This is a genomic window from Silvimonas sp. (assembly GCF_031291215.1).
Classification (GTDB): Bacteria; Pseudomonadota; Gammaproteobacteria; order Burkholderiales; family Chitinibacteraceae; genus Silvimonas; species Silvimonas soli.
In genome coordinates, this window is sequence record NZ_JARLJK010000059.1 from 182,961 (window position 1) to 202,613 (window position 19,653).

19 protein-coding genes are annotated in these 19,653 nt (G+C 56.1%); 8 read left to right on the forward strand and 11 right to left on the reverse strand.

All coding sequences use genetic code 11. The features are described 5' to 3' along the window. The first annotated feature begins 542 nt into the window (after positions 1-542). The 7 genes from P4L78_RS05425 to P4L78_RS05455 all read left to right on the forward strand — a co-directional run bounded on the left by P4L78_RS05425 (position 543) and on the right by P4L78_RS05455 (position 7,671). Positions 543-1,796 carry a sugar ABC transporter substrate-binding protein gene (locus P4L78_RS05425; RefSeq protein WP_309327184.1) on the forward strand — a complete coding sequence of 418 codons (1,254 nt, stop codon included), beginning with the start codon at positions 543-545 and terminating at the stop codon, positions 1,794-1,796. 193 nt (positions 1,797-1,989) lie between these two features. Then, positions 1,990-3,237: an ABC transporter substrate-binding protein gene (locus P4L78_RS05430; RefSeq protein WP_283148370.1), complete on the forward strand. Its 1,248-nt coding sequence runs from the start codon at positions 1,990-1,992 to the stop codon at positions 3,235-3,237. Between the two features lie 98 nt (positions 3,238-3,335). Continuing rightward, positions 3,336-4,199 (forward strand): carbohydrate ABC transporter permease, encoded by an 864-nt coding sequence (locus P4L78_RS05435; protein ID WP_283148371.1) that lies wholly within the window; start codon positions 3,336-3,338, stop codon positions 4,197-4,199. Between the two features lie 18 nt (positions 4,200-4,217). Next, positions 4,218-5,057, forward strand: coding sequence for a carbohydrate ABC transporter permease (locus tag P4L78_RS05440; RefSeq protein WP_283148372.1), 840 nt, complete (start codon positions 4,218-4,220; stop codon positions 5,055-5,057). A 62-nt stretch (positions 5,058-5,119) separates the two neighbouring features. Continuing rightward, complete coding sequence (locus tag P4L78_RS05445; RefSeq protein ID WP_283148373.1) at positions 5,120-6,220, forward strand: ABC transporter ATP-binding protein; 1,101 nt, start codon at positions 5,120-5,122, stop codon at positions 6,218-6,220. Positions 6,221-6,510: 290 nt separating this feature from the next. Beyond that, entirely contained in the window at positions 6,511-7,077 is a 567-nt protein-coding gene (locus tag P4L78_RS05450) for a hypothetical protein (RefSeq protein WP_309327186.1), read from the forward strand. 12 nt (positions 7,078-7,089) lie between these two features. Next, positions 7,090-7,671 carry a hypothetical protein gene (locus P4L78_RS05455; RefSeq protein WP_309327188.1) on the forward strand — a complete coding sequence of 194 codons (582 nt, stop codon included), beginning with the start codon at positions 7,090-7,092 and terminating at the stop codon, positions 7,669-7,671. A gap of 73 nt (positions 7,672-7,744) precedes the next feature. On the opposite strand, the gene thrC is transcribed toward P4L78_RS05455, so the two are convergent. Genes thrC through P4L78_RS05485 form a run of 6 tightly spaced genes read right to left on the reverse strand, consistent with a single transcriptional unit; the run spans position 7,745 to position 12,855 of the window. After that, the gene (gene thrC, locus P4L78_RS05460; RefSeq protein ID WP_309327189.1) at positions 7,745-9,154 is read right to left on the reverse strand and encodes a threonine synthase; all 1,410 of its coding nucleotides are present in this window, start codon (positions 9,152-9,154) and stop codon (positions 7,745-7,747) included. 14 nt (positions 9,155-9,168) lie between these two features. Next, entirely contained in the window at positions 9,169-9,462 is a 294-nt protein-coding gene (locus P4L78_RS05465) for an antibiotic biosynthesis monooxygenase (protein ID WP_309327190.1), read from the reverse strand. 16 nt (positions 9,463-9,478) lie between these two features. After that, positions 9,479-9,880, reverse strand: a complete 402-nt coding sequence (locus P4L78_RS05470; protein WP_309327191.1) for a hypothetical protein — start codon at positions 9,878-9,880, stop codon at positions 9,479-9,481. Continuing rightward, the gene (locus P4L78_RS05475) at positions 9,873-11,189 is read right to left on the reverse strand and encodes a homoserine dehydrogenase (RefSeq protein ID WP_283148377.1); all 1,317 of its coding nucleotides are present in this window, start codon (positions 11,187-11,189) and stop codon (positions 9,873-9,875) included. Before P4L78_RS05475 ends, P4L78_RS05470 begins: the two co-directional genes overlap by 8 nt. Beyond that, positions 11,186-11,626, reverse strand: a complete 441-nt coding sequence (locus P4L78_RS05480; protein ID WP_283148378.1) for a GNAT family N-acetyltransferase — start codon at positions 11,624-11,626, stop codon at positions 11,186-11,188. The genes P4L78_RS05475 and P4L78_RS05480 overlap by 4 nt, the downstream gene beginning before the upstream one ends. Beyond that, positions 11,626-12,855 carry a pyridoxal phosphate-dependent aminotransferase gene (locus P4L78_RS05485; protein ID WP_283148379.1) on the reverse strand — a complete coding sequence of 410 codons (1,230 nt, stop codon included), beginning with the start codon at positions 12,853-12,855 and terminating at the stop codon, positions 11,626-11,628. The genes P4L78_RS05480 and P4L78_RS05485 overlap by 1 nt, the downstream gene beginning before the upstream one ends. 342 nt (positions 12,856-13,197) lie before the next feature. On the opposite strand from P4L78_RS05485, the gene P4L78_RS05490 reads away from it, so the two are divergent. Further along, positions 13,198-13,566: an Mth938-like domain-containing protein gene (locus tag P4L78_RS05490; protein WP_283148380.1), complete on the forward strand. Its 369-nt coding sequence runs from the start codon at positions 13,198-13,200 to the stop codon at positions 13,564-13,566. A 4-nt stretch (positions 13,567-13,570) separates the two neighbouring features. On the opposite strand, the gene hutG is transcribed toward P4L78_RS05490, so the two are convergent. Genes hutG through hutU form a run of 5 tightly spaced genes read right to left on the reverse strand, consistent with a single transcriptional unit; the run spans position 13,571 to position 19,371 of the window. After that, the gene (hutG, locus tag P4L78_RS05495; RefSeq protein ID WP_309327192.1) at positions 13,571-14,389 is read right to left on the reverse strand and encodes an N-formylglutamate deformylase; all 819 of its coding nucleotides are present in this window, start codon (positions 14,387-14,389) and stop codon (positions 13,571-13,573) included. A gap of 26 nt (positions 14,390-14,415) precedes the next feature. Further along, entirely contained in the window at positions 14,416-15,807 is a 1,392-nt protein-coding gene (locus P4L78_RS05500; protein WP_309327193.1) for a formimidoylglutamate deiminase, read from the reverse strand. 40 nt (positions 15,808-15,847) lie between these two features. Then, positions 15,848-17,077, reverse strand: coding sequence for an imidazolonepropionase (hutI, locus tag P4L78_RS05505; protein ID WP_309327194.1), 1,230 nt, complete (start codon positions 17,075-17,077; stop codon positions 15,848-15,850). Next, positions 17,070-17,681: a HutD family protein gene (locus P4L78_RS05510; protein WP_309327195.1), complete on the reverse strand. Its 612-nt coding sequence runs from the start codon at positions 17,679-17,681 to the stop codon at positions 17,070-17,072. The genes hutI and P4L78_RS05510 overlap by 8 nt, the downstream gene beginning before the upstream one ends. 1 nt (position 17,682) lies before the next feature. Beyond that, the gene (gene hutU / locus P4L78_RS05515; RefSeq protein ID WP_309327196.1) at positions 17,683-19,371 is read right to left on the reverse strand and encodes a urocanate hydratase; all 1,689 of its coding nucleotides are present in this window, start codon (positions 19,369-19,371) and stop codon (positions 17,683-17,685) included. Positions 19,372-19,653: the final 282 nt, after the last annotated feature.

The window sequence follows — 19,653 nt, forward strand, 5'->3', positions numbered from 1 at the left end:
AAAAATCGCATGTGTAGTCATTTTCTTTGTGTGCTTGTATCTGACTACATGCGAGAAACGGTTCGGCCAGCTTGCCACCCAGTTTGTCGGCAGCCGATCCCATCAGGTGAATTGTGGAAGTAATTCACCGTATTGATAAATTGTTGTAATCTGCCAAAGCCTCGAAGAAAGAGGTGGGCATGGTCTGGCAGCGAAGCCGGCCTGGAACCAGAAATAACCCGACAATGAGCGGGTGTGCATAGAGGATGGGGAAGTGCAGTGGTCAAGATAGTCCGCTCACTACCCGGGAAACGAACAGATACAAGGTATTTCGGTCGGTGCAACCACGTTGCGCCTGGTCTTGTGCAGCCGCAATTTGCGCTGTCGCAGGATTGCCGTCGTAATCCAGGTTTTCAGTTCAGATTCCTTTCGCTATTTCTGTGTTTCTGTAAGTGCTTCGCCGCATGATGGAGTCGCTGTAGCTGCGCCGTATTGCAGCAAGTGACGACACCGGTTTAACCGGCGTGCATGACACTTACTCGAATAGAAGATGGGGAATCACGATGAAGTTCAGGAAGGTCGTTCTGGCGCTTGCCGCCGCCTCTTGTGCTGTAGCTTCGCTGCATGCCACCGCCGCCGACAAAGTCAAAGTCGAATTCTGGTCCAATAGCCTGTCGCCCAAGTTCGACGCCGTCATGAAAGACCTGACCGCGAAATTCAACGCTGCCAATCCTGATATCGAAGCAGTTTGGTCCGATGTAGATTGGGATGCCTTTCAGCCGCGCTTTGTTGCTGCGCTTGCTGCAGGTAACGCACCTGATCTGGTGAACCTCCCAGTGCCTTGGGCGGCCGAATATGCCCAGAAAGGCCTGCTGTTGCCCCTGGATAGCAAAATCGCCGGTTTCAAAAAGGTTTACACCGACGCGGCCATCAAGGACGTGACCTACGGCGGCAAAATCTACGGCCTGCCTTGGTACAACTCGGTTTCCATCATTGCCTACAACAAGGCGTTGTTCGACAAAGCGGGCCTGAAAGCTGCGCCCAAGTCACTCGACGAATTGTTTGCCTACTCCAAACAGCTTAAAGACAAGACCGGCGTGTCTGGTTTTGCTCCCAAGCTGCAAGAATTCTCCAGCTGGTTCATGTACGAAGGTCTGCCGGTTATCCAGAACGGCAAAGCTGTTTTCAACAGCCCGGAACACGTGAAGTTTGTTGAGCGTTTTGCCCAGGCGTACAAAGACGGTTCGATTCCAAAAGACGTGTTCAAGATGGAATTCGAACAGGAAATCGCCGCTTATGATTCTGGCAAGATCGCCATGATGACCACTTCGCCGCAAGCGCTCAAACGCACCCAGACTGATGCCAAGCCGATCTACGCGCAGACCGTGACCACATCGTTCCCGCTCTCCAACGGTAAAACTCCGTTTGGTGGCTACCTGTTCTTCTGGTCGGTGCCCAAGGGTTCCAAGCACGCTGATGCGGCTATCAAACTGGGTCAATTCCTGACCAACGATGCCAATCAGCTGGCGTTCTCCAAGGCTACCGAGACCACCTTCCCGTCGACCCGCAATGCGGTGGGTGATGCGTACTTCCAGAGCGGTGCCAATTCGACCGATCCTATCGAACATGGCCGCGCAGTCGCTGCGCTGGCGATTCGCGATACCCGGACGCTGACCGTAACCGGTTTGCCGGATGAAGCATCGATGAACAAAAAGCTGCAGGATGAACTGCAAGAAGCCATCGCCGGGCGCAAGCCGGTGAAGCAGGCGCTGGACGAAACTGTTGCCTTCTGGAACAGCAAGCTGGGTGCCAAATAGGCAGCAATTGTTGTAGGTGTATTACGCAATTGACATATTGCGTGGTCGCAAAATTTGTCGCGGGGATATCTGATACACTCCCGCGGCGTGCAGAAATCCGCATGATCTGATGGGCACACGTCGGATCAAGTGTGGTGTACCGCAAGGAAAAAATTCCTGGCGTATTTGTCGATAACTCCAAGAGGAAGACAAGATGAAGCTCAAGAAGATGTTGGCCGTAGGCGCTGTAGTTTTCGGTTTTGCTGCTGTTTACGCACAAGCTGATACCGAACTCGAATTCTGGACCATGAACCTGGCTCCTAAATTCAATGACTACTTCAACAAGTCAGTTGCTGACTTCAACAAAGCCAACCCAGGCCTGACCGCCAAGTGGGTTGACATGAACTGGGACCAGATCCAGCCGAAGCTGATCGCTTCCATCGCTGCTGGCAACCCGCCAGCACTGGTGAACTTCAATGTGCCTTGGGTGCATGACTTTGCCGCACAAGGCAACATCCTGCCGCTGGACCAATACCTGGGCGCAGCCAAGAACACCTACTCCGTTGGCGCGATCAAAGACGTGACCGTAAACGGCAAAGTGTACGCATTCCCTTGGTACAACTCTGTTTCGATCATCGCCTACAACAAGGACATCCTGGCTAAGGCTGGTGTGAAAGCTGCTCCGAAAAACTTTGACGAATTCGTTAAAGACGGTCAGCAAATCACTGCCAAGACTGGCGTTCCTGCATACGCACCGAAGCTGGGCAACTTCGTAGGTTGGTTCTACTACGCGGGCCTGCCAGTTGTTGAAAACGGCAAGGCCGTGTTCAACAGCCCGAAGCACATCGCTTTCGTTCAGAAGTTTGCTGATCTGTACAAAGCCGGTGTAATGCCTAAGGACGTGTTCAAGGTTGAATTCGAGCAAGAAATCGCTGCGTACAACTCTGGCAAGATCGCCATGATGACTACCGCGCCTCAAGCTCTGAAGCGTACCGAAACTGATGCCAAGGCTGTTTACGCCAAGACTGGCGTTGCCAAGTTCCCGGTTGATGCCGGCAAGATGGCATTCGGCGCGTGGCTGATGGACTTCGTGATTCCGAAGGGCACCAAGGATCCTGCTGCAGCTGCCAAGCTGGGCGTGTTCCTGACCAACGACGAATCGCAAGTTGCATTCTCCAAGGCAACCGAAACCACCTTCCCATCGACCAAGAAGGGCAATCTGGATCCGTACTTCCAGGCTGGTGCCAAGAGCGCCGATGCAGTTGAACAAGGCCGTGCTGTTGCAGCTCAGTCCATGGACAACGCTCGCACTCTGACCATTCCGCCAGGCGTGCTGCCAGACGAAGCAGCTATGAACAAGAAGCTGCAAGACGAGATCCAGGACGCAGTGGAAGGCCGCAAGCCAGTTAAGGCTGCGCTGGACGAAGCTGTTGCTGCCTGGAACGAAAAGCTGAAGAAATAAGCTGTTGCAGTAGCTGAAGTTCCTGAGCGGATCCGCTGGCAACGGCGGTTCCGCTCAGTCCTTTACATAAAAAAATAAAGATACAGTCGAGTTGCGTCGTGAAGACTTCAAACAGTTACACCGCGATAGCCTATTTGTTCCTGGCGCCAGCCCTGATCCTGATGGGTCTGTTGACGTTCTGGCCAGTTGGCTATAACACCTACCTCGCATTCCAGGACTACAGCATTGCCGACGGCACCGCCACCTGGAATAATTTCGCAAACTTCAAATACATTGCCAACGAACCGCTGTTCTGGAACGCGCTGAAAAACTCGGCGTTGTACCTGCTGATCGTTCCGGTGATCCAGCTGGCCGCGCTGGTTGTCGCCAAAATGGTCAACAACAAGTTGCCTGGCATGACGCTGTTCCGCGCGCTGTTCTACATCCCGGTCATTACCTCGATCTCGATTGCCGGTGTGGTGTGGGCCAACGTCTACAAGTACGACGGTGTGCTGACCTGGTTGCTGCAGTCGCTGGGCCTGATTCATGATCAGGTGAACTGGCTGGGCGAACCTTCCATTGCCTTGTACATGCTGATGATCTTTACCTTCTGGAAAGGTATCGGTTACTACATGGTGTTGTATCTTGCCGGTCTGCAAGCGATCCCTTCGGAAGTTGAAGAAGCCGCTATTCTGGACGGCGCCAATGCCTTCCAGCGTTTCTGGAAGATCACTGTTCCCATGGTCAAGCCGACCATTCTGCTCTGTACGCTCCTCAGTACCATTGCCGCTATCAAGGTGTATCTGGAAGTGATCGTACTGACCAAGGGTCAGGCTGATACATACACCGCGTTGTATTACGTTTACGACCAGGCATTCCGGAACTACAACTTTGGCCGCGCAGCTGCTGCCGGTGTGGTTGTGACGTTCTTCTGCATGCTGCTCGCCGTGATTCAATTCCGCTTCTTCGGCGACAAGAAATAAGGCATAGGGAGATTACAAATGGCGCTTGGCAAAACGTCGCGGACGGTGATTGGTCGTGGTATGCATTACTTCGGCTTGCTCCTGTTCGCCATCTTTACCGCATTCCCCTTTATCTGGGCCCTCTCTGCGGGCCTGTCTGAAGATTCTTCCAATATCTGGTTGTTCCCACGCGCCTTCTGGCCGACGGACCCGGGCTTTGGCTGGTTCATCCGCGTGTTTCACGACATGCCCTTCATGACCTATCTGGGCAACTCTGCCATCATGACCTTCTGGGCCGTGGTTGGTGTGACCGTTGTTTCGGTGATGGCGGGTTATCCGTTGGCACGGCTGAAGTTTGCCGGTCGCAATCTGATTTTTGTGGCAATTATCGCCACAATGATGCTGCCGTCTGAAGTCGCGCTGGTGCCTAACTTCATTACCATGAAGAATCTGGGTCTGCTCAATACCTGGACCGGAGCGGTGCTGCCCAACATTGCGGGTGCTTTCGGTATTTTCCTGATGCGCCAGGCATTTGAAGCTGTGCCACAGGATCTGATCGACGCTGCGCGGGTTGACGGTGCTACAGAGCTGCAGATCATGTGGCGAATCATGGTGCCGGTATGCGCACCGTCCATTGCTGCCCTGGCCATCTTTACTTTGGTCAACGAATGGAACGATTATCTGTGGCCATCGATCGTACTGAACTCGCGTGAAAAGCTGCCACTGGCGGTGGGTGTGTTTAACGACCTGACCGGGCCGTTCGCAACCTCTACCAGCCTGGTGATGGCGGCTATCGTAATGACGATCATCCCGGTACTGATTTTCTTCGCCTTCACTCAGCGATATTTCGTCAGTGGTCTGGACGGCGCAGTGAAGTAAGCGGCCGAACATTTCGGTTTTGCAGCACATACAGAATGACAAGTTTTCAAGGAATCGAATAAATGGCTTCGGTTACGCTCAAGGGCATCAAAAAAACATACGGTAAGGACGTCGCAGTTATCAAGGGCGTCGACCTCGAAATCAAGAATGGCGAGTTTGTGGTGTTCGTTGGCCCATCGGGCTGCGGCAAATCCACACTGTTGCGCATGATTGCCGGTCTGGAAGATATCAGCGAAGGCGACTTGCTCATTGGCGAGACGATGGCCAACGATATCCACGCTTCCAAGCGCGGTATTGCGATGGTGTTCCAGTCTTACGCCCTGTACCCGCACATGAGCGTGTATGACAACATGGCGTTCTCGCTCAAGCTGGCTGGCAATCCCAAGGAAGACGTGGATCGTCGCGTGCAACGCGCCGCCAATATTCTGCAGATCACCCATTTGCTGGAGCGCAAGCCTAAAGCTCTGTCGGGCGGTCAGCGTCAGCGTGTAGCTATCGGTCGCGCCATCGTGCGTGAGCCAGAAGTGTTCTTGTTCGACGAACCACTGTCGAACCTGGACGCCGCCTTGCGTTTGAATATGCGCGTTGAGTTGTCCAAGCTGCACAACGATCTGAAGACCACCATGATCTACGTGACGCACGATCAGGTGGAAGCCATGACTCTGGCTGACCGTATCGTCGTGCTGAACGCCGGTATCATCCAGCAAGTCGGCAGCCCGCTGGACCTATACGAAAACCCGTCCAACCTGTTCGTGGCCGGCTTCTTGGGTTCGCCCAAGATGAACCTGCTCGAAGCGCAACTGGTGGGTGTCGAAAGCGGCGCTGCAGTACTGCGCCTGCCCAAGGGCATTACCGTGCGTGCAGCAGTTGACGCAGGTTCCTCCAAGATCGGCGAAAAAATGACTCTGGGCGTTCGTCCGGAGCACGTGCAACTGGTGCTGGAAGGCGAAGAAGGCGTACCAGCCCGCATCGATCTGGTCGAACACCTGGGCGATACCGTGCTGACCTATGTTGAAGTACCAGGCGTGAATGAAATCCTGTGCGTGAAGTTGCCAGGCAATCATCCGGAACTCAAGCGCGGTGAATCTGTACGTCTCGTGTTCCCGGAAAAAGAAACACTGGTATTTGATGCACAAGGCCTGGCGCTCAAGCGTACGGTTTGATTGCGAAATTGCAGTAAATAAAAAAACGCCGCTGCTTGCGGCGTTTTTTTATTTGTTCTGTGTTACCTGCATTCCATACTGATTTAGCTTTCTGTTGGGTCGGGTTATTTCTTTGTGCATAAAATTACCACACTCTGACATATTTTGATGCCAGATCAATTGCCAACCAGAAACCTGATGGCATAATTTGCACGCTTTGTGTTTGCCCGGGGAGTGCAAAGGGCCATCTATTGTTTGACCTTCCCAATTGTAATGATCAATAAATTACACAATTATCGTCAGGTGGAGCTATGTCCCGTTTGTTCAAGATTGGATTTGTTGCGCTTTTTGCCATGTTGGCAACCGGCTGTTCTATTGTCGCGCCCAAGTATTCGCCGTCAATCCCGAATGTAGGTCAGCTTAAATCGGCTGGTGATTTTAATGCCAAAGTGGGCAAGTTTACATCTGTCGATGGCAGCCCCGGTAATGCCAACCCTATTTCCATTCGCGGTTCGGGGATGCACTCGCCCTATAACAATTCATATGCCGAATATCTGGCCGCTGCAATTGCGCAAGAACTGGAGCTTGCTGGCAGACTGAACCCAGGTTCTCAGCTTGAGATTTCGGGTTTGTTGCAAAAGAACGATCTGGACGGCTCTGGCATGAATACTGGCACTGGTGACATTCAGGCTCGGTTTGTTGTCAAGAAAGCGGGCGCAATTGTTTATGACCAAGTCAAGGTTGCTCATATTGAATGGGAATCTTCTTTCGCGGGTGCTATTGCAATCCCGAAAGCGCAGCAATCCTATCCGGATCTGGTCAGCAAATTGCTGGAAACGCTTTATGCAGATAATAATTTTATTAACGCGCTCAAATAAAAAGGACTCAAAATGCGTTTGACGATGATTGGCTTGGTGGCTGCATTTTTGCTGGGCGGTTGTGCCCACCCAATTAATATCGCACCGGATGCGAGCAAGCTGCAGGCTAGTGCGCCGGCGGTGCATGTTGATAAGGTAGTTGCTTACTATATCAGTCCGGAGCAACGTGATGCGGCGGTAACTACGCCGGGCGGCGGTGGGGACAAAGTAACCTATCGGCCTTATAAAGAAATTGAAGGCGGCTTTTATAAAATGCTGAGCAACGTGTTCAAGGATGTTGTTGTTCTGCAATCACCCGACGATGCTAAAACCATTTCGGCCAAATCAGTGGTGTACGTTATCAAGCCTGTGATCAAAACAGATTCTAGTTCTCCGAGTGCGCTGACCTGGCCGCCGACTCACTTTAGTGCAGAACTAACTTGCACCGTGAGCGACCCGACAGGCAAGGTCGTGCTCACGCAGACTGTTTCTGGTCAAGGCGCAGCTGAATGGGACGAATTCAAACACGACTTCTCTCTGAGCGGTAAACGGGCCACCCAGGATGCCTTGCTGAAAATGCAGGAAGTATTGGCCAAGGCGCCAGAACTGAAGTAGTAAATGTAGCGTGTCTGAAAAACAAAAAGCCGGCGAACAGCCGGCTTTTTGTTTTGGTGTTGCCAAGTGGCAATCAACCCACGCGAGCAGCCACGTAATCCTTCAGCGCCTGCACATCCGCATCCATTACATCGAAGCGCTGGGGCAGTTTTTCCAGGTTAGCCACTTCTGCGGGCATGACTGGCTTGGTGCCAAGCGCTTCTTCCATGGTCGCTTCAAATTTGGCGGGCAGGGCGGTTTCCATGATCACCAGCTTTACGCCTGCTTCGCGGTGCGCTTTGGCGGCGTGATAGCCGTCGGCGGTGTGTGGATCAACCTGTACGCCATATTTGTCGAAGACTTCGCGGATATTGGCGATACGGTCGGCATGAGAGCTTTTCTCGGAACGGAAACCATATTCATCGCGCAGGCGGGCAAAGTCGGCGGGCGAGAGGTCAAAGCCGTGTTCTTTTTCTACGGTGTGCCACAGCGCAGACAACTTGGCGCCATCACGGCCGATCAGATCGAACACAAAGCGTTCCAGGTTGGAAGCCTTGGTGATATCCATCGACGGGCTGGATGTCTCGTAAGTCTTGTCCAGACCGCGCGGGTGATAACCGCCGGTTTTGAAGAACTCGTCCAGCACGTCATTCTCGTTGGTAGCGACGACCAGATGGCGAATTGGCAGGCCCATCTGGCGCGCAATATGTGCGGCGCAGATGTTGCCGAAGTTACCAGAAGGCACACAGAAATCGACCGGCTCGCCAACTTCGCCAGCCACGGCAAAGTAGCCCTTGAAGTAGTACACCGCTTGCGAAACCACGCGGCCCCAGTTGATCGAGTTCACGGCACCGATCTTGTGTTTGGCCTTGAACGCGGCGTCGTTGTTCACGGCTTTGACCATGTCCTGGCAAGCGTCGAACATTGATTTGACCGAGATATTGAAGATGTTTTCGTCTTGCAGCGAGAACATCTGCGCGCGCTGGAACGGGCTCATCTTGCCGAATGGCGACAACATGAACACCCGCACGCCTTTCTTGCCGCGCATGGCGTATTCGGCGGCGCTACCGGTGTCGCCGCTGGTGGCGCCAACAATGTTGATTTCTTCGCCGGCGCGGGTCAGTACGTATTCAAACAGATTGCCCAGCAACTGCATCGCCATGTCTTTGAAGGCGAGCGTTGGGCCGTTGGACAACTGCTGGATGAAGAGGTCGTCTTCCAGGCGGGTTACGGGGGTGATCTCATCTGTACCAAAAGCCTCTTTGGTATAGGTCTTGGCGATCAACGCTTTCAGGTCAGCTGCCGGAATGTCATCGACAAAGCGGCTGATGATGGCAAAGGCCAGATCCGGATAGCTCAGGGTCGACAGCGCTTTGAGGTCGTCAATGGACAACTGCGGATATTGATCCGGTACAACCAGCCCGCCGTCCGGCGCCAGGCCGCCCAGCAGGATTTCAGAAAAGTGTTTGGGCGACATGCCGCCGCGGGTGGAGATGTATTGCATGATCAGGACCTGTCTCAGGGAGCTATCAGCTCGTAATGTTCCACCGTCGGGAACGGGTCGTAGAAGTGGTGCAACAGCGCTTTCCACTGTTGGTATTGGGGCGAGCCGCGAAAGCCTTCGGTATGGGCTTGCAGCGTGTCCCAGCGCACCAGCAAGGCGTAATGGTTGGGGCGTTCAAGGCAGCGTTGCAGTTCGTGGCTGATATAGCCGGGCATGCTGGCGATGATGCTCTGGGCTTGCTTGAACGCCGCTTCAAAAGCGCCGGTTTCACCGGCTTTGACGTTCAGATTGGCTATTTCCAGGATCATCGCAGGGGCCGCCCGTTTATTGCGCAGGTTGGTCGATCAAGGTATCGATCATCTCACCCATGCAGCTAAACCCGGCAGCTGCCGCTTTGCCCTTGAGTACGCGATCCAGATCAGCGTCACTCAGGGCGGGTTCTTTACCGGCAATCAGACCATTGATGCGGGTGTCACGCATCAGCCGCTTACCAACGCAGCCGCAAAACGCGTCTTTATCCAGTTGAACGTTCAGCTTGGCCAAAGTATCAGCAGCGGATTGCGGCAAGTCGTGCCGTTTGCACTGGCTGACTACCGCGCCGCGCATAACCGAGATATTGGTGGCGCGCACGCTGGCGTTGTCGGCCAGCGTGCCGGCACTGGCACCCAGCACCAGCAACGCGGCCAGCCACATTGTGTTTGCCCGATGCCGGCGCCGATCAGCCATTCAAATGTTCCAGTCGCAGTTTCACCACTTTGCCGGTGGTGCTACCCAAGGCTTCGATCTTGACCAGCGCAGCGTCGATATTTTTTTCCACCGCTTGATGCGTCAGGATGATGATATCGGCGCGGCCATCGGCTTGATCGGCCGCGGGCTTTTGCAGCATTGAATCCACCGAGATATTGGCATCAGCCAGAATCCGGGTCACGTCGGCCAGCACGCCTGGGCGATCTTCCGCATCCATGCGCAGGTAGTAGCAAGTTTCCACTTCGCCAATCGGCAGAATCTGCAGGTTGGCGATTTCGCTCGGCTGGAAGGCCAGATGCGGTACGCGGTTTTCCGGGTCAGCAGTGGCCAGGCGGGTGACGTCGACCAGATCGGCTATGACGGCGGAGGCGGTTGGCTCGGCGCCAGCGCCTGGGCCGTAATACATGGTGGCGCCGACGGCGTCACCCTTCACCAGCACGGCGTTCATCACGCCATCGACATTGGCGATCAGGCGTTTGGCCGGAATCAGCGTTGGTGCGACGCGCAGTTCAATGCCGTTTTCACGGCGACGGGTTACACCCAGCAGCTTGATGCGATAACCCAGTTCACCGGCGTATTTGATATCCAGCGCGTCCAGTTTGCTGATGCCTTCCAGGTACGCTTTGTCGAACTGCACCGGAATACCAAACGCAATCGCGCTCATGATCGTCAGTTTGTGCGCGGCGTCGTGGCCTTCGATATCGAAGGTCGGATCAGCTTCGGCGTAGCCCAGCTTTTGTGCATCAGCCAGTGCGGCGGCAAAGCTCACTCCTTTGTCGCGCATTTCGGTCAGGATGAAGTTGCTGGTGCCGTTGATGATGCCGGCAATCCATTCGATACGATTGGCGGTCAGGCCTTCGCGCAGGGCTTTGATGACTGGAATGCCACCGGCCACGGCGGCTTCAAATGCCACCATCACGCCTTGTTCCTGGGCGCGCTCGAAAATCTCGTTGCCGTATTCGGCGATCAGTTTTTTATTGGCAGTCACCACGTGCTTGCCATTGGCAATGGCCTTGAGCACCAGCTCTTTAGCCACAGTAGTGCCACCAATCAGCTCGACCACAATGTCCACGTCCGGGTGATTCACCACGGTGAGCGCATCGCTGACGATCTCTACGTCGGGGCCACACACTTCGCGGGCACGTTCCAGATCGCGGTTAGCCGCAATAATGATCTTGATCGGGCGCCCGGCGCGGCGTGCGATCTCTTCTGCATTGCGTTTCAATACGGCAGCAGTGCCACCGCCCACGGTGCCAACACCGCATAAACCAACATGAATCGCTCTCATTTCAGCGCCTTTTTGAAGTTATACGAAGCGATATGCATCCCCTCGCGAAAATAGAATTTGTGCGCCAATGCGCGCTGAACGCCCGAATCCAGGGCCAGCACATCGCAATCGAGCGCGTGTGCTTTGGCTTGTAGCCAGTCCAGTAACATTTTGCCAACGCCGGTGGATCGCACATTCGCGTCGGTGACCAGATCGTCTACGTAAAGACGGCGGCCTTCATAGGTATTCTCGATCAGGCGCCATAGCGCGAGCCCGAGTACCCGGTCTTCTTTGGTGACGGCGATGAGTCTGCCGCCATTTTGCGCAATCACCAACAAGCGGCCCGCGTAATCCGCAGGCAGGTTGGGGCGCAACTGAACATGAACGGCTTCGGCCAGCGGTAACCACTGCGGGGCAGCCAGCTTGCCCGAATCATCAATCAGTTCAAGAACCTGCATTATGCCGTACCGTGCCGTTTGCGATAACCCGCCAGGAAGCGTTCAACGCGATTGAGTGCGTCGGTCAGATCATCCAGATTGGGCAAGAAGGTTATACGGAAGTGATCCGGCTGCGGCCAGTTGAAGCCCGTGCCTTGTACCAGCAGCACTTTTTCTTCCTGCAGCAGTTCCAGGATCAGTTGCTGGTCGTCTTGGACCGGGTAAACCTTCGGGTCCAGCCGCGGGAACATATACAGCGCCGCATGCGGCTTGTTACACGTTACACCCGGAATGGCGTTGAGCATCTCGTACGCCAGATCACGCTGTTTGGTCAGTCGCCCGCCCGGTTTCACCAGGTCGTTGATGCTTTGATAGCCGCCCAGCGCAGTCTGGATCGCATATTGCGCGGGCACGTTGGCGCACAAACGCATGGTGGCCAGAATGTTCAGGCCTTCAATGTAATCTTTGGCGATCTTCTTGTTGCCCGAAACCACCATCCAGCCAGCGCGGTAGCCGCAGGCACGGTAGTTTTTGGACAAACCGTTGAAGGTTACAAACAGCAGATCGTTAGCCAGCGAAGCGATGGAAGTGTGCGTGCGGCCATCGTACAAAACCTTGTCGTAGATTTCGTCGGCGTAAATGATCAGCTTGTTCTGTCGCGCAATCTCGACGATCTCTTTCAAGAGATCATCCGGATACAGCGCGCCAGTCGGGTTGTTGGGGTTGATCACCACAATGGCGCGGGTGCGCGGGGTGATCTTGGCGCGGATATCGTCCAGTGACGGGAACCAGCCATTGTTGCTGTCACACAGATAGTGGCGCGGCGTGCCACCGGCCAAGCTCACGGCGGCAGTCCACAGCGGGTAATCCGGCATGGGCACCAATACTTCGTCACCGTTATTCAACAGGCCCTGCATGGACATCACAATCAGCTCGGACGCGCCGTTGCCAATGTAGATATCGTCAACCGTGACATCGGCGATTTTCTTTTCCTGGGTGTAATGCATGATCGCTTTACGCGCCGGGAACAAACCTTTGGAATCCACATAACCGGCCGCGTTGGGCAGATTGCGGATTACGTCCTGCACGACTTCTTCGGGCGCTTCAAAGCCAAATGGCGCCAGATTGCCGATATTGAGCTTGATGATGCGATAGCCTTCTTCTTCCATCTGCCGCGCTTTTTCCGGCACCGGGCCGCGGATTTCGTAGCAAACGTTCAACAGCTTGTTCGACTTGAGAATGGCTTCCATCAAATACGCCTGAAAGAAAATCGGAGGGGAACCTGACATTCTAGCGAAGAAGGAACGAAAACGGGCACAAGTGCGTGTTTAATTTGGCTTGTTACCAGTGGTTACGGCCAAATCCGGTCGAGATAGCAAGTTATTCGGCGCCTGGTCTGTTTTTATCGGGCGGCAGTCTATGAACAGACTGACCAGGCGCGCTTGCGCTGGAGAGCCTGGATTGCCAAACAGTGTGATCGCAAGCGTTGGTCCCCGCGCGGAGTGATGCTGTTACGCCATCGCCAATCCTTATGCCGCGCAAATCAGGGCACATCCGGTAAAATAGCCGCTTCGCTCTGAGGAATGCGCGTCATGAAACTGCATCACACCAACGTCGACAACCTGAACCAGTTCACGTCTTATGGCGATGGCTTTGTCAGGGTGAATCAGCAGCAGTACGAGGGTAGTCTGATTGTGACGCCGAACGAGATTCGGGAGTGGCAACCGGCCTCATTCGAGGACATGACTGCGGAGCATTTCGAGCAATTGCTGGAGCTCAAGCCGGAAGTGGTGTTGCTGGGCACGGGTAAATCCATTCGTTTTCCGCATCCGCGGCTTTACGCGACGCTGGGCCAGGCTCATGTCGGGCTTGATGTGATGGACACCGGGGCGTTGTGCCGTACCTTCAATATTCTGACCGCTGAAGAGCGCCGGGTGATTGCGCTGGTGCTGGGCGCCTGAACGGTTAGCTGCTGCGGCGAGTACTGGCCCAGTCCAGCATTTCCTGCAGCAAATCCCTGATCACCGGGCGGACTTGCCCGGCCAGATTGTCATCAAAGGCATACGGTGGCTTTTCGGCCATATAGGTGGGCAAAGACAACTCCAGTTGAATGGCGTGGATGTCGTCCGCCGGGGCGCCGTAGGCTCGCGTGATATAGCCGCCTTTAAAGCGCCCGTTGAGCACTGCGCTGTAATCCGGATGACGTTGCGCGGCGGCCAGCAATTGTTCGCCCAGCCCAGCCGCACATGAACTGCCATTAGCGCTGCCCAGATTGAAGTCCGGCAAGCGTCCGTCAAAAAAACGCGGCACTTCTGAGCGGATGGAATGCGCATCCCATAGCAGTGCAATGCCGTGCTCCGCCTTCAATCTTGCGAGTTCGGCTTGCAAGGCCTGGTGATACGGTTGCCAATACGTGGTGACGCGCTCGGCGATTTCTGCCGTATCCGGTGCCTGACCGGCGAGATAAAGCGGTGATTTGGCGAAGGTATCGATCGGGCACAGGCTGGTGGTGTCCTGACCAGGATAGAGGTTGGCGTTATCTGGCGGTCGATTCAGGTCAATCACATAACGCGAATGCTGCGCAATCAAGATCGATGCCCCTAACTCGCGGGCAAAGTCATACAACTGCGGCAAATGCCAGTCGGTATCATCCAGTTGCGTTGCAACGGGATTCATCCGTTGCAACAAGCTGGCCGGGATATGCGTGCCCACATGTGGCATGGAGATCAGTAGCGGTGCGGTGCCGCGATGCAAGGTGTAGATGGGGTGTGCCATCGGTTTCATTTATTCCGTCAAAATGGCGTGCTAGGTCACGCCAGCAATTGCTTGAGCGCCTTGCCATAATCCGCCAGCGCAGTGTCTTGTGCGGCATGTTGGCGATCGGCGATGATGCATTTGCCGCCAGCATAAACGTCACGAATCGGGGTCTCGCCGTGCTGACAGAACACCAGCCCGGCCAGTAGTTGGTCATCCTGGCGCTGTAGCAGATTTGGGTGTTGCGCATCCAGCACCAGAAAATCTGCTCGTTGCCCGAGCGCCAAACCAGCGATAGGACGAGCGCTGGCTTGCGCGCCGCCAGCCACCGCATCCAGATACAAGCGATCTGCTACGGCGGGCGTTGTGGCGCTGGCGAGCGCATTGCGGCGCTGGTCGCGCAGGCGTTGGCTGTATTCAAACAACCGCAATTCTTCGCGGGCGCACACGCTGATATGGCTGTCCGAGCCAATGCCCCAGCGCCCCCCGGCAGCCAGATAATTCACCCCATCAAAAATGCCATCGCCCAGATTGGCCTCGGTAGTCGGGCAGATACCGGCAATGGCGCCGCTGCGGGCCAGATCAAGCGTTTCACCAGCTTGCATATGCGTGGCATGGACCAGGCACCAACGTTCGTCCACCGGCTGGTTGTCCAGCAGCCAGCGCACCGGACGGGCTCCGGTCTGGGCCAGGCAATCGCTAACTTCTTGTTGTTGTTCCGCGATATGAATATGGATGGGCGCGCTTGGGTCTGCCGCGTGTAGTTGCTGGCGCACGATATCCAGCGTGGCTGGCGCAACCGCGCGCAGCGAATGCGGCGCCACACCAAAGCGCAGACCGGCGTGTTGCGGATGGTCTCGCCGTAAATGGGCCAGCAGGTTGAGCATCCAGTCCGTACTGCTGATAAACCTGGCTTGTTCCGGCAAGGGGGCGCGCCCGCCAAAACCGCTGTGCTGATACAACACCGGCAGCAAGGTCAGGCCAATGCCAGCGGTTTGCGCCGCTGCAATCAAACGCCCGGATAGCTCGGCCGGGTTGGCATAGTACTGACCCTGCGCGGCATGGTGGATATAGTGGAACTCGCACACTGAGGTGTAACCGGCTTTGGCCATCTCGATGTACAACTGCGTGGCGACCGCCTGCAAGGTTTCGGGCGTGAGTTGCGCGGCAAAGCGGTACATCAGCTCGCGCCAGCTCCAGAAACTATCTTGCGGGTTACCCAGATACTCGGTCAGCCCGGCCATGGCACGCTGGAAAGCGTGCGAGTGTAGATTGGGCATGCCGGGGATAACCGGACCGTCTGCGCGCGGCGTAACAGAACCGGGTTTTGAGTCCGGCGTGACGCCAGTTAACAGGCCTGAGGTGTCCCATTGCAGCAATACGTTGTGGCGCCAGCCCTGCGGCAACAGTGCGCGTTCAGCCAGCAAGCATTGGATGGTGTGGTTCATGAATGGCAAACCTTTGCGGCTTGAGTTTGTTGTGTGCCGGTCATTGCTGCGGATACTCCGGGCGGACGTAAACCGTCTCGCCACCGCGGATCACTCGCTGGCAAAGTGGACGACCAATCCAGTAGGCCAGTTCGGCCAGCGTATCGACCGACCACACTGCGAAATCGGCTTGCCTGCCCACTGCCAATGAACCGTGTACCTCTGCTTTACCCAGTGCTTGTGCAGCATTGCGAGTCACGCCCGCCAGCACTTCCGGGACAGTCATGCGGAACAGCGTACAAGCCATATTCATGGTCAACAGCAGGGAGCTGACTGGCGAAGTGCCAGGATTGTGATCAGTCGCCAGGGCAATCGGCACTTGATACTGGCGCAGCAAATCCAGCGGCGGCAGTTGGGTTTCGCGGATAAAGTAATACGCGCCGGGTAGCAGCACGGCCACCGTTCCCGCTGCCTTCATTGCAGCAACGCCCGCTTCATCCAGAAACTCCAGATGATCGGCCGACAGCGCTTGATAACGCGCCGCCAGCGTTGTGCCGCCAGCATTGGATAGTTGTTCAGCATGGATTTTTACCGGTAAACCGCGTCGGGTCGCCGCCTCAAAGACGCGTTCAGATTGGGACAAGGTAAAGCCGATGCGCTCGCAAAACACATCTACGGCATCAACCAGTCCTTCATCGGCCAGCGCGGGCAGCATGCGCTCACAGACGAGTGTGATGTAGTCGTCGGCGCGCCCGGCATATTCGGGCGGCAGAGCATGTGCGCCGAGAAAAGTGGTGTAAACCGATACCGGATAATGCTCGCCCAGTTTGCGCGCTACCCGCAGCAGCTTGCGTTCGCTGGCCAGGTCCAGCCCGTAGCCGGATTTGATCTCGACGGCTGTGACACCTTCGGCCAGCAGTGGCGTGAGGCGATCGGCGGCTTGGGCAAACAATGTGCATTCATCGGTAGCTCGAGTGGCGCGCACCGTGGAGACAATACCCCCGCCATTGCGGGCGATCTCTTCGTAACTGACACCTGCCAGGCGCTGGGCAAACTCGTCAGCACGCTGGCCGCCGTAGACCAGATGCGTGTGGCAATCCACCAGTCCGGGCGTTACCCACGCGCCATTCAGGTCATGCTTGAGCAAGCTGGCATATTCCGCCGGGAGCTCATCCAGCGCGCCCAGCCAGGCAATCTTGCCCGCACGTACCGCAATTGCGGCGTTGCGGGTTGTTTGCTCGGGATTGCCATGCGGGCACAGTTGCAGGTTATGCCAGAGCGCGTCAGTCATGGGTTTTCCTCAGTAGTGCAGGGGTGAACATCTCAAGCTCGACGGCCAGCAACGCGCCGCTACCGGTGATGTAACAGCCCAGACCGCTCGCGGCATCAATACGGATGGCGTCGTTGGCTCGCAGGATGAGCGGCGCGTGCTGGCTCAGGTGGACCAGCAGCGAGCCGCTAGCGCAAAACAAAACGGCAGTCTCGGTGGCAAAACGGTGTTCGTGCGCGTTGTGCCAGATGTTCAGTGCAGCGCGCGCCAGATCGCGCCTTACCATCAGATTGAAGTCTTGCGTGGCACCGCCGGGCAATGTGGCGGTGATGGCGGTTTCGCCAGCAAACTGGTGGTGGTCCAGCGGCTGCAACAGGGCGTGTTGCAGGCTGTTTTCTTCCTGCAAAACCATACCATCGCCTGCCAGCAAGACCAGCGTACGATCCACCCCGGCAAAGCGCGAGAACGGCCCGGCCTGGTTGACGTCGGCCACGCTGATACGCCAGATGAAATCATCCAGCCCGGCGCCCGGCGGATCGCAAGTGATTTCACGCGTGACACCACCGCCGTTTTTCCAGGGCGTGGCGGTGAGCGTGGCTGCGCGGATCAGCGTGACATTGGCCATTTCAGCGACCAAGCATGGGCAGTTTCAAACCGGCTGCACGCGCTGTTTCTTGCGCCAGTTCATAACCGGCATCGGCGTGACGCATGACGCCGGTAGCCGGGTCATTGAACAGCACGCGTTCCAGCCGTTTGGCGGCAGCATCGGTGCCATCAGCGACGATCACCACGCCAGCATGCTGACTGAAACCCATGCCAACACCACCGCCGTGATGCAACGAAACCCAGGTCGCGCCGCCCGCAGTGTTCAGCAGCGCGTTCAGCAATGGCCAGTCGGATACGGCATCCGAGCCATCTTTCATGCTTTCGGTTTCACGATTGGGGCTGGCCACCGAACCGGTATCCAGATGATCACGGCCAATCACCACCGGCGCTTTCAGTTCGCCGTTTTTGACCATTTCGTTGAACGCCATACCCAGGCGGTAGCGGTCTTGCACACCTACCCAGCAAATCCGCGCTGGCAAGCCCTGGAAGGCGATGCGTTCACGTGCCATATCCAGCCAGTTATGCAGATGCGCATCATCCGGGATCAACTCTTTGACCTTGGCATCGGTTTTGTAGATATCTTCCGGATCACCCGACAACGCCACCCAGCGGAACGGACCTTTACCTTCACAGAACAAGGGGCGGATATACGCGGGCACGAAGCCGGGGAAGTCGAAGGCGTTTTCGACGCCCATTTCCAGCGCCATCTGGCGGATATTGTTGCCGTAATCCAGTGTGGCTGCGCCGCGTTCTTGCAGCGTCAGCATGGCTTGCACTTGCTTGGCCATCGATTGTTTGGCGGGCAGGGTGATGCTTTCAGGCGCGACCTGGCGAGCATCGCGCCATTGCTGCAACGTCCAGCCTTGCGGCAGATAGCCGTTGATGGGGTCGTGGGCGCTGGTTTGATCGGTCACCACGTCCGGCGTGATATTGCGGCGGACCAGTTCGGCAAACACATCGACCGCGTTGCCCAGCAGGCCAATCGAGGTGGGTTTGCCGGATGCTTTGGCCGCTGCAATCATCGTCAGTGCTTCATCCAGCGTTTGGGCTTTCTGGTCGACGTAACGGGTTTTCAGGCGGAAATCTATACGGCTTTCGTCGCACTCCACCGCAATCATCGAGAACCCGGCCATGGTCGCGGCCAGTGGTTGCGCGCCACCCATGCCACCGAGCCCGCCGGTAAGAATCCAGCGCCCCGCCGCGTTGCCACCAAAGTGCAGATTGGCGATCGAGAAAAAAGTCTCGTAAGTGCCCTGAACGATGCCCTGCGTGCCGATGTAAATCCAGCTGCCGGCGGTCATCTGGCCGTACATCATCAGGCCTTTGCGATCCAGCTCATGAAAGTGTTCCCATGTGGCCCAGTGCGGCACCAGATTGGAATTGGCGATCAATACGCGCGGCGCGTCGGCGTGGGTACGAAATACCCCGACCGGTTTGCCCGATTGCACCAACAGCGTTTCGTCGTCATTCAAGTCTTTGAGCGATGCCAGAATCTGGTCGAAACACTCCCAGTTACGCGCGGCGCGGCCAATGCCGCCATACACCACCAACGCATGCGGATGCTCGGCTACTTCGGCATCCAGATTGTTCTGGATCATGCGATAGGCCGCTTCGGTCAACCAGCTCTTGCAGGCTTTTTCGCTACCACGTGGCGCGCGAATGACGCGGCTGGTATCGAGGCGTGGATCGGCGTTTTGTGGTTTGTTCATAACATCACTCCAGAGCTTGAGCACGCGGCATACGACCGCGAAGGGCTGATTGGCAGAGCTGGCAATTCAGTGATGTTTGCCAACTTGTCTATACAAGATGGCTGCAGTTTAGATTGGGCTATTTGTATATACAAGTAGGTGTTTGTGGCAACGGGATGAACGTAAGGGTGGCGATGGAAAAAGGAGCGACGGGAGGCGGGGAGTAGTGGCGCGGTAATGCCGAAAGCCGTTCGTAGTTCGTGGCCCGGATGAAGGCTGTTTCCCGGCATAAACGTTAGCGAG

Excerpts from the sequence above, each read along its gene's own strand:
- P4L78_RS05425 (WP_309327184.1), top strand. The coding sequence starts at position 543 with ATGAAGTTCAGGAAGGTCGTTCTGGCGCTTGCCGCCGCCTCTTGTGCT.
- P4L78_RS05430 (WP_283148370.1), top strand. The coding sequence starts at position 1,990 with ATGAAGCTCAAGAAGATGTTGGCCGTAGGCGCTGTAGTTTTCGGTTTT.
- P4L78_RS05440 (WP_283148372.1), top strand. The coding sequence starts at position 4,218 with ATGGCGCTTGGCAAAACGTCGCGGACGGTGATTGGTCGTGGTATGCAT.
- P4L78_RS05445 (WP_283148373.1), top strand. The coding sequence starts at position 5,120 with ATGGCTTCGGTTACGCTCAAGGGCATCAAAAAAACATACGGTAAGGAC.
- P4L78_RS05450 (WP_309327186.1), top strand. The coding sequence starts at position 6,511 with ATGTCCCGTTTGTTCAAGATTGGATTTGTTGCGCTTTTTGCCATGTTG.
- P4L78_RS05455 (WP_309327188.1), top strand. The coding sequence starts at position 7,090 with ATGCGTTTGACGATGATTGGCTTGGTGGCTGCATTTTTGCTGGGCGGT.
- thrC (WP_309327189.1), bottom strand. The coding sequence starts at position 9,154 with ATGCAATACATCTCCACCCGCGGCGGCATGTCGCCCAAACACTTTTCT.
- P4L78_RS05465 (WP_309327190.1), bottom strand. The coding sequence starts at position 9,462 with ATGATCCTGGAAATAGCCAATCTGAACGTCAAAGCCGGTGAAACCGGC.
- P4L78_RS05470 (WP_309327191.1), bottom strand. The coding sequence starts at position 9,880 with ATGGCTGATCGGCGCCGGCATCGGGCAAACACAATGTGGCTGGCCGCG.
- P4L78_RS05475 (WP_283148377.1), bottom strand. The coding sequence starts at position 11,189 with ATGAGAGCGATTCATGTTGGTTTATGCGGTGTTGGCACCGTGGGCGGT.
- P4L78_RS05480 (WP_283148378.1), bottom strand. The coding sequence starts at position 11,626 with ATGCAGGTTCTTGAACTGATTGATGATTCGGGCAAGCTGGCTGCCCCG.
- P4L78_RS05485 (WP_283148379.1), bottom strand. The coding sequence starts at position 12,855 with ATGGAAGCCATTCTCAAGTCGAACAAGCTGTTGAACGTTTGCTACGAA.
- P4L78_RS05490 (WP_283148380.1), top strand. The coding sequence starts at position 13,198 with ATGAAACTGCATCACACCAACGTCGACAACCTGAACCAGTTCACGTCT.
- hutG (WP_309327192.1), bottom strand. The coding sequence starts at position 14,389 with ATGAAACCGATGGCACACCCCATCTACACCTTGCATCGCGGCACCGCA.
- P4L78_RS05500 (WP_309327193.1), bottom strand. The coding sequence starts at position 15,807 with ATGAACCACACCATCCAATGCTTGCTGGCTGAACGCGCACTGTTGCCG.
- hutI (WP_309327194.1), bottom strand. The coding sequence starts at position 17,077 with ATGACTGACGCGCTCTGGCATAACCTGCAACTGTGCCCGCATGGCAAT.
- P4L78_RS05510 (WP_309327195.1), bottom strand. The coding sequence starts at position 17,681 with ATGGCCAATGTCACGCTGATCCGCGCAGCCACGCTCACCGCCACGCCC.
- hutU (WP_309327196.1), bottom strand. The coding sequence starts at position 19,371 with ATGAACAAACCACAAAACGCCGATCCACGCCTCGATACCAGCCGCGTC.